Origin of the sequence: Actinomadura sp. NPDC048032 (assembly GCF_040653175.1) — a bacterium.
Classification (GTDB): Bacteria; Actinomycetota; Actinomycetes; order Streptosporangiales; family Streptosporangiaceae; genus Spirillospora; species Spirillospora verrucosospora.
The window spans coordinates 1-6,433 of the sequence record NZ_JBEZJP010000454.1 but is presented as its reverse complement, the minus strand read 5'-3'; the positions used below and the strand labels follow the sequence as shown (position 1 = coordinate 6,433).

The window sequence follows — 6,433 nt, the reverse complement described above, 5'->3', positions numbered from 1 at the left end:
AGCCGCGCCGGCCGCCGACCCGGTCCCTGCCGACGGCACTGACTCCGTGGAGTAGCGCCGCCAGGCGTGCCCCGTGCATGGGGCGCGCGCCGTGCACGCGGAAAGGCCCGGCCCCCGCCAGGGGGACCGGGCCTTTCCGCGTTGCCGGCCGTCGGTTACTCGGTGGAGATGGCCTTCAGGACGTCCATGCGGCCCGCGCGCCACGCGGGCCAGAGGGCCGCCAGCACGCCGATGACCGCGGCGACCACCAGGTAGATCCCCAGGGTCCCGTACGGCACGGCGAGGACTCCGAGGCCCTTGTCCGCGAGAGCGTTCTGCAGCGCCGCGCCGAACGCCACCCCGATGCCCATGCCGAGCACCGCGCCGAAGACCGCGATCATGATCGACTCCAGCCGGACCATGCGGCGCAGCTGCCGCCGGGAGATCCCGATCGCACGCAGCAGCCCGATCTCCCGGGTCCGCTCGATGACCGACAGGGCCAGGGTGTTGACCACCCCGACCGCCGCGATGATGACGGACATCACCAGCAGAATCGTCAGGAACGTCACGAACCCGTCGACCTGCTTGCGGGCGTCGGCCTTCAGCGACGCCTGGTCGGACACCTTCAGGTTCGGGTAGTCCTTCAGCGACGACTCCAGCGCGCCCTTCGTCGCCGCCGACGGCGCCGAGGCGTCCACCACGACCGTGGTCACGGTCGGCTTCAGGGTGTGCCGCAGGTGCGCCTGCGGGGAGATGAGGCGGGGGCCGATCAGATCGCTCTTGGCGTACACGCCCGCCAGCCTGAGCCGTTCGGTGCGCCCGTCGGCGAACTGCACCGGGACCGCCGCCCCGACCTTCCACCCGCGGGCCTTCGCGGTGTCCTCGTCCACCATGATCCCGGCGTCGCCGATGCCGGTGCCGCCGGAGGTGACCTTCAGCCTGGCGGCCTTGGCGATCACCGCCGCGTCGCCGGACATGTACCACGCCTTCTTGTTCTCGATCTTGGCGTTGCCCTCGTAGGTGGGGGACGCGGAGGCCACCCCGGGCGTCGTCCGGATCCGCTGGGCGGCCTCGGCGGTGATGCCGCCCGCGCCCTGCACCTCGACGAGGTAGTCGGCGCCGAACTGCGCGTCGACCTGCTCGTCGACCGAGGCCCGCATCGTCGCGCCCAGCACGTTCACCGTGGTGATCAGCGCGAGGCCGATCATCAGCGCCGCGGCCGTCGCGGCGGTGCGGCGCGGGTTGCGCAGCGCGTTCTGCCGCGCGAGGCGCCCGGGCGGGCCCATCAGCCGCGCGAACGGCGCGCCGAGCACCTTCATCACCGGCACGCTGATCACCGGGGCGAGCATGGCGACGCCGATGAAGACCGCGAACGCGCCCACGCCCACCGGGACCACCGGGTTGCCGCCGCCGCCGGCGAGGCCGACGGCGATGAGCCCCGCGCCCACGAGGGTGAGCAGGGAGCCGAGCGCGATCCGGATCCGCAGGGACCGCTGGGGCAGCGCGACGTCGTCGCGCATCGCCGCCACCGGCGGGATCTTCGCGGCGCGGCGGGCCGGGAAGTAGGCCGACACGACCGTCACCACGATGCCCACCGCGTACGACGCGATCACCGGGGTCGCGGTGAAGGTCAGCCCGCCCTGCCCGGCGTCGCCCATCTGCGTCTGCAGCAGGGAGGCCAGGCCCGCGCCGGCCGCGAGGCCGAGGGTGGAGCCGACCACGCCGACCGCGACGGCCTCGCCGATCACCGCCCGCGTCACCTGGCCGCGGGCCGCGCCGATGGCGCGCAGCAGCGCCAGCTCGCGGGTCCGCTGCGCGACCAGCATCGAGAACGTGTTGAAGATGATGAACGACCCGACGAAGATCGAGATCAGCGCGAACACGAGCAGGAACGTGCGGAAGAAGTCCATCATCGCGGCGATGTCGCTCTTGGACTCCTCGCGGAGCTTCTCGCCGGTGACGGCCTCCAGGTTCTGCGGCAGCGCCTTGGCGACCCGGTCGCGCAGCTCGTTCTGGGACGGGCCGGTGGAGCCCATCTCGATGTCGCTGAAGTAGCCGGGCTTCAGCATCAGCCGCTGCGCGGTCGGGGTGTCGAACCCGGTGAGCGTCGCGCCCATCAGGTTCCCGGCGTCGACCAGCCCGACGATCCGCATGCGGGCGGGCGGCCCGGCGGTGAGGACCCGAACGGTGTCGCCGACCGCGAGCTTGCCCTTCTCCGCGGTCCTGGCGTCGATGACGACCTCGTCGGGCCCCTGCGGGGCGTGGCCCGACGCCAGGTCGTCGGTCCCGCCCGTCGACCAGTTCGTCCCGATCTGGGGCGGACCCTCCTGCGCGGTCCCGACGATCTTGCCGTCCTTGCCGACGACGGCCGCGTACCCGTTGACGTTGCCCTTGGGGTTCTTGACGCCGTCGATGCCCTGCAGGGTCTTCAGCACGGTCGCCGGGACCGGCTGCGCCGCCGCACCGTCGTCGTCGCCCTCGACGACCTTCTTGGCGCGCACGTCGACGGCCACGTTCGTGCCGATCCGGCTGAACAGGTCGTCGAACTGCTTGTTCATGCTGTCGGTGAAGATCAGCGTGCCGGCCACGAACGCGACGCCGAGGATCACCGCGACGGCCGTCAGCACCAGCCTGATCTTGTGCGCCGCGAGGTTGCGGAGCGTGACCTTGCCCATCATCGCGCCGACACCCCGGAACCGGCCGCGCCCGCGGGACGGGTGTTGTGGCCGCCGGCGTCGAAGCCCTTCATGCGCTCCAGCACCCGCTCGGCGGTCGGCTCGGTCATCGTGTCGACGATCTGCCCGTCGGACAGGAACAGCACCTGGTCGGCGTAGGCGGCCGCGGACGGGTCGTGGGTGACCATCACGATGGTCTGCCCCATCCGCCGCACGGAGTCGCGCAGGAAGCCGAGGACCTCGGCGCCCGCGCGCGAGTCCAGGTTCCCCGTCGGCTCGTCCGCGAAGATGATCTCCGGGCGGGACGCCAGGGCGCGGGCGCACGCCACCCGCTGCTGCTGGCCGCCCGACAACTCGGTGGGACGGTGCTTGAGCCGCGGCCGCAGCCCCACCGTGTCGACCACCGCGTCCAGCCACTCCTGGTCGGGCTTGCGGCCCGCGATGTCCATCGGCAGCGTGATGTTCTCCAGCGCGGTCAGGGTCGGCACCAGGTTGAACGCCTGGAAGATGAAGCCGATCTTGTCGCGGCGCAGCCGGGTGAGCTGCTTGTCCTTGAGCCGGGTCAGCTCGGTGTCGCCGATGTAGACCTGCCCGGAGTCCACCGAGTCCAGCCCCGCCATGCAGTGCATCAGGGTGGACTTGCCGGATCCGGAGGGGCCCATGATCGCGGTGAACCGGCCGCGGGGGATGCCGACGGTGACCCCGTCGAGCGCGACGACCTGGGCGTCGCCGCGCCCGTACACCTTCGCGATCTGCTGGGTTCGAGCGGCGAAGTCGCCCGCCCCGGGCGCGTGCTCCGCGCCGGCGGTCGATGGGGCGGTGTTCGTCACGTGTACTCCCGTGGGTGAGTGAGCAGGAATGCGTCCGGACCGCGCCGTGCCCCCGGCGATCCGACTCCCAAAACCCTAGAAGCCGAACAAACCGGTTTCCTGGACCCCAGGAACGGACTTGCCCGTCCACCCACGGCAGGAGAAGCCCCTCCACCGTCGTCCTACCGGAGTAGGCCTCCGCCGACGAAAGTCAGGGGCGCCTCAGGGGCCGACCCCGAAACCGGCCCTTCGGCCCGCGCGTCAGCTCTGGCCGGGCCTGCTCAGCCCCGTCTCGTACGCGTACACCACGGCCTGGACGCGGTCGCGCAGGCCCAGCTTGGCCAGGACGTTCCCGACGTGCGTCTTCACCGTCGTCTCGCTCACCACGAGCTCCGCCGCGATCTCGGCGTTGGACTGGCCGCGGGCCACGTGCGACAGCACCTCGCGCTCGCGCTCGGTCAGGGTGTCCAGCCCGGGCGGCGGTGCCGCGTCCCGGACGGCCGGCAGCCGGCTGGCGAACTTGTCCAGCAGGCGCCGCGTCACCGACGGCGCCACGATCGCGTCGCCCGCCGCCACGATGCGGATCGCCTGCACCAGGTCCTCGGGCGGGGAGTCCTTGAGCAGGAATCCGCTGGCGCCCGCCCGGACCGCCTCGATGACGTACTCGTCCAGGTCGAACGTCGTCAGGATCAGCACCCGGGGGTCGTGTGACGCCGCGCCCTCCCGGATGATCCGGCGGGTCGCCTCGATGCCGTCCACCCCCGGCATCCGGATGTCCATCAGCACCACGTCCGGCAGCAGCGAGCGGGTCAGCTCCACCGCCACCGCGCCGTCCCCGGCCTCCCCGACGACGGCGATGTCGGCCTCCGCCTCCAGGATGAGCCGGAACCCCGTCCGCAGCAGCGGCTGGTCGTCGACCAGCAGGACCCGCACCGTGGTCATCGGGCCGCCACCGCAGGCCGCCGTCCCGGACCGTTCATCGTCGCGCTCCTCGCCTCACCGGACCGCCGCGTCCGCGGCGCTCCTGCCCCAACCTACGGCCTCGCACGGCTCACGGCTCCAGCGGGAACCGGGCCCGCACGCCGAATCCGCCGCCGACCCTCGGCCCGATCTTCAACTCGCCACCGTACAGCGCGACCCGCTCGTACATCCCGACCAGACCGTGCCCGGGGTTGTCCCCGTGGTCGGCCATGAACGTCGCGGTCCCGCGCCCGTCGTCCTCGATCTCCACCGTCAGGTCGCTGTCGCCGTAGTACAGCCGCACCCAGGCCCGCGCCTGCGGCCCCGCGTGCTTGAGCGTGTTCGTCAGCGCCTCCTGGATCAGCCGGAAGGCGGCCACGTCCACGCCCGGGGACGGCGGACGCGCCTCGCCCTCCATCCACAGCTGCACGGACAGGCCCGTCTCCCGCACGTGCTCCAGCAGCTCGCCGAGGTCGCCGAGGCCCGGCTGCGGCGCCAGCTCCCGGCCCGCCCGCTCGGAGTCGCGGTCCGTGCGCAGGACGCCGACGATCCGCCGCATCTCGCTCAGCGCGGTCCGCCCGACCTCCTCGATCGTCGACATCGCCTCGCGCGCGCTGCCGGGGTCCCGGTCGATGATCCGCCGCGCGGCGCCGGCCTGCACGGTCATCACGCTCACGTGGTGCGCCACGACGTCGTGCAGCTCCCGCGCGATCCGGGACCGCTCCTCGACGCGCGCGGCCCGCGCGTCGGTTCCGCGCGCCCGCTCCAGCCGGGCCGCCCGGTCCTCCAGCTCGGCGAAGTACGCCCGGCGCAGCCGCAGGTTGCGGCCCAGCACCCACACGCCGATCACCAGCGCGCAGTCGGTGATCAGTACCTCCGGCGCCATCGAGATCGGCAGGACCAGCAGGTAGGCGAGGAAGTAGACGAACGCCGTCGCGCCGCCGAGCGCGCTCTGCGCCAGCCCCCGGTGCGCCGCCACGCTGTAGACGGCCACGAGGAACGCCACCACGTCCGGCACCGACGGCGGATAGTGGGCCACCGCCATCACCAGCTCGCCGCCGATGATGAACAGCAGCACCGGCATCGGATGGCGGCGGCGCCACGTCAGCGCCATCGTCACGACGGTGACCACCAGGCCGTCCCAGATGTCCGGCGACCGGAACTGATCGTAGCCGTGGCCGGCGGGCAGCTCCTCGAGGAAGAGCTGAGGCAGCCCCGCCGCCAGGAGGCCCAGCGCGAGCAACGCGTCGGCCGCCATCGGGCGCGCGTGCAGCCAGGCGCGGACGGCGTGGAGACCACGGATGCGGGGTGACACGACACTCACCCTAGGAGGCCGCAGCAGGTCCCGAGCCCTCCTGCACGCGGATCCGCGGTCCTCCCCAAGGATGACCCGGCCGCGCCGGGGGCGGCACTAGAGATCGTCGTGCTCCCGCGCCCCCGCACCGGCGCGCGCGTCCGCCCGCCGTGCCTCCTCCAGGTCTGCGGGGGAGGGGCGGTCGACCGGCGCCGCGGGCAGCGGCGGGGGAGTGCCGCCGAACTCCGGGCAGCGCTCCTTGTGGTCGCACCAGTCGCACAGCCGCCCCGTGCGCGCCCGCCACTCGCCGGTGTCCATCGCCCGGCGGATCGCCTGCCACAGCGCCTCCACCTTGCGCTGCGTGGCGCGCAGGTCGGCCTCGTCCGGCTCGTAGCGCAGGATCTCGCCGTTGCCCAGGTACATCAGCTGCAGCAGCCGCGGCACCCGGCCCCGCAGCCGCCACAGCACCAGCGCGTAGAACTTCATCTGGAACAGGGCCCGTGCCTCGAAATCGGCCCGCGGCGCCGTCCCGGTCTTGTAGTCCACGATCCGCACGTCGCCGCTGGGCGCCACGTCGACGCGGTCGATGTACCCGCGCAGCTTCAGCCCCGAGTCGAGGACCGTCTCCACGAACAGCTCGCGCTCGGCCGGCTCCAGCCGGCGCGGGTCCTCGAGGGAGAAGTACCGCTCCACCATCCGGCGCGCCTGCCCCAGCC

Annotated in this window: 5 protein-coding genes; all 5 read right to left on the bottom strand. The window is 72.9% G+C overall.

Annotated elements, in window-relative coordinates; translation table 11 throughout:
- Positions 1-155: 155 nt before the first annotated feature.
- Positions 156-2,657, bottom strand: coding sequence for an FtsX-like permease family protein (locus AB0C69_RS36120; RefSeq protein WP_360359918.1), 2,502 nt, complete (start codon positions 2,655-2,657; stop codon positions 156-158).
- Positions 2,654-3,484, bottom strand: a complete 831-nt coding sequence (locus AB0C69_RS36115) for an ABC transporter ATP-binding protein (RefSeq protein ID WP_345182984.1) — start codon at positions 3,482-3,484, stop codon at positions 2,654-2,656. Before AB0C69_RS36115 ends, AB0C69_RS36120 begins: the two co-directional genes overlap by 4 nt.
- A 240-nt stretch (positions 3,485-3,724) precedes the next feature.
- Positions 3,725-4,405 (bottom strand): response regulator transcription factor, encoded by a 681-nt coding sequence (locus AB0C69_RS36110; RefSeq protein WP_345182985.1) that lies wholly within the window; start codon positions 4,403-4,405, stop codon positions 3,725-3,727.
- A gap of 109 nt (positions 4,406-4,514) precedes the next feature.
- Positions 4,515-5,738 (bottom strand): sensor histidine kinase, encoded by a 1,224-nt coding sequence (locus AB0C69_RS36105; RefSeq protein WP_360359915.1) that lies wholly within the window; start codon positions 5,736-5,738, stop codon positions 4,515-4,517.
- A 96-nt stretch (positions 5,739-5,834) separates the two neighbouring features.
- A partial coding sequence (locus tag AB0C69_RS36100; RefSeq protein ID WP_360359912.1) for a PD-(D/E)XK nuclease family protein occupies positions 5,835-6,433 on the bottom strand: 599 nt, incomplete at its 5' end.

Excerpts from the sequence above, each read along its gene's own strand:
- AB0C69_RS36110 (WP_345182985.1), bottom strand. The coding sequence starts at position 4,405 with ATGACCACGGTGCGGGTCCTGCTGGTCGACGACCAGCCGCTGCTGCGG.
- AB0C69_RS36120 (WP_360359918.1), bottom strand. The coding sequence starts at position 2,657 with ATGATGGGCAAGGTCACGCTCCGCAACCTCGCGGCGCACAAGATCAGG.